The 563-nt window shown below is 63.6% G+C and carries 1 protein-coding gene; it reads right to left on the reverse strand.

The features are described 5' to 3' along the window. The coding region (locus tag QC821_RS21710; protein ID WP_309725609.1) for a phospholipase D-like domain-containing protein at positions 1-535 on the reverse strand (535 nt) is incomplete at its 3' end. Positions 536-563 lie beyond the last annotated feature (28 nt).

Below are 563 nucleotides of genomic sequence, written 5' to 3' on the forward strand. Positions count from 1 at the left end.
CGCCCAGATCCGTGCCGGTATAGCTCATCCAGTCGCCCAGGAAGACCGACTGGAACTGCCGCACCACGGGGCCTTCGACCGACATCACGATATCGACCCAAGGGGCAAAGCGCGGCTTGATGGCGAATGCCATGTCCGCACAGTTGCGGCTGCCCGAAAAGGCCATGCGGTTGTCCACCACCAGGATCTTGCGGTGGTTGCGCAGATCCAGCCTGCGAAACAGCACGCTGATAAAGGGCAGCCCCCAGGGAAAGGCGGTGACGCATTCGGCCCCGGCTTCCTGCATCTGGGTCCACAGCGCGGACCTGACCAGCAGCCGCGACCCCAGGGCATCGACGATCACCCGGCATTCGACGCCGCGCTGCGCGGCACGGGCCACAGCATGGGCCATCTTTTGCCCCGAATGGTCGGGCAGCCAGATATAGAACAGGATATGGACATGATCGGTGGCTCGCTCGATCGCGTCGACCAACCGGTCAATGGCATCGTCGCTTTCTTCCAGCAGGTGGATGTGGTTGCCGTTCAAGGCCGACATACCCCCTACCGCGGCATTGGCCGCGACC

The sequence above is a fragment of the Franzmannia qiaohouensis genome, from assembly GCF_031451695.1.
GTDB lineage: Bacteria > Pseudomonadota > Gammaproteobacteria > Pseudomonadales > Halomonadaceae > Franzmannia > Franzmannia qiaohouensis.